Origin of the sequence: Streptomyces sp. NPDC002130, assembly GCF_040296465.1 — a bacterium.
Taxonomy (GTDB): Bacteria; Actinomycetota; Actinomycetes; order Streptomycetales; family Streptomycetaceae; genus Streptomyces.
Genome location: NZ_JBEOXI010000854.1, coordinates 1 through 1,408 on the forward strand (window position 1 = coordinate 1; position 1,408 = coordinate 1,408).

At 73.8% G+C, this 1,408-nt stretch carries 1 pseudogene; it reads right to left on the reverse strand.

From position 1 onward, the window contains the following. Positions 1-1,322: pseudogene (locus ABT116_RS46320) on the reverse strand (cysteine protease StiP domain-containing protein); the annotation flags it as partial. Between the last annotated feature and the right edge of the window lie 86 nt (positions 1,323-1,408).

Genomic DNA, 1,408 nt, shown 5'->3' on the forward strand with positions numbered 1-1,408 from the left:
TCGGGGAAGCGGGCGGACACGGCGTCCAGGAAGGTCACCGAGACGTCGGTGGCGGCGAGTTCGCGGTAGAACTTCGCGCCGTGGAAGTCGTGCGGGCCGACCAGGTCGGCGCGGAGCACGGTCCGCGAGATCAGGCCGGAGACGGTGGAGTTGAGGCAGGCCGAGGGGATGAGGAAGTCCTCGCGGGTGCCGTAGGTCCGCACGCAGGAGCCCGGGTCGGCCAGGACGGCGATCTCGGGGCTGAAGCCGGTGACGCCGTCGGACTTCTCGAACTCCTGAAGGGCCTGGGCCAGTTCGCGGGTGATGGCGCCCTTGCCGGTCCAGCCGTCGACGAAGACGACGTCCCGGGGGTCGTGGTGCTCGGCGAGCCAGCGCAGCGCGTTGGCGTCGATGCCCCGGCCGCGGACGATCGACACGGCGTAGTGCGGCAGGTCGAGGCCGTGCCGGTGCTGGGCCCAGCGGCGCATGAGGATGCCGACGGGGGTGCCGGCGCGGGCCAGGGAGACCAGCACGGGGCGCGGGGACCGCTCGGCGAGCACCGTCTCGGTGACGACGCCGACCGCCTGGGCGATACGGGCCGCCGAGTCCTTGAGCGCGGCGTGGAAGAGCTCCTGGTACTGCTCGCTCGGCTGGTACTCCACGGGCAGCGACTCCGCGTAGTGCGCGCCGCCGCTCTGGATCGCCTCCTCGCGCTCCTCGGTCGGCGCCTCCAGCGTCACGTCCGAGAGGTCCTGGAGCAGCCAGCCGACCTCCTCGGGCGCGTACGAGGAGAAGTCGGGGCCGCGGAGGGGCTCGGGCAGCATGCGGGGCCTTTCAGGGGCGTACGACGGTACGACGGCGAGGAGGACCTCGGGGGTGTGCGCGGCGAGCCGGGCGAGCAGGCCGTCGGGCGTGTGCAGTGCGGGGGTGTCCGCGGCCGAGTCGACCACCGCGACGACGGCGTCGAATCCGGCGCCCGCGACGTTGTAGGCGTACCGCTCGCCGGGGCCGTCGGCGGGGTCGTCGTGGGCGGGGAAGGCGAGGCGGGTGCGTATCGCGTAGCCGGGGTCGTCGACGGGGAGGACGGGGGAACGGGTGGTGGTGGAGTAGCGGACCTCGATGCCGGTGGTCCGCTCCAGCTCGCGGGCGAGCCGGAGCGGGGCGTACATCAGCTCTTCGAAGCCGAGGATGTGAACGCGGCGGGCCTGGTCGGGCAGCGCGTCCGCCAGACGGCGGGCCATCGCCGGGAGGGCGGCCTCCAGGCGCTCCCGCTGCGCGGGCGTGAACCCGTGCCGGGCGCCGTCCGGCAGGCCGGCCGGCCAGTGCAGGTCGATGCGGGTGGCGTGAGGGGGCTTGCCGTTGTCGTCCGGCTGCCACCACCGCCAAGGTCACCGCCTTGCACACGCTCGTCTACGACAAACTGCGGCGC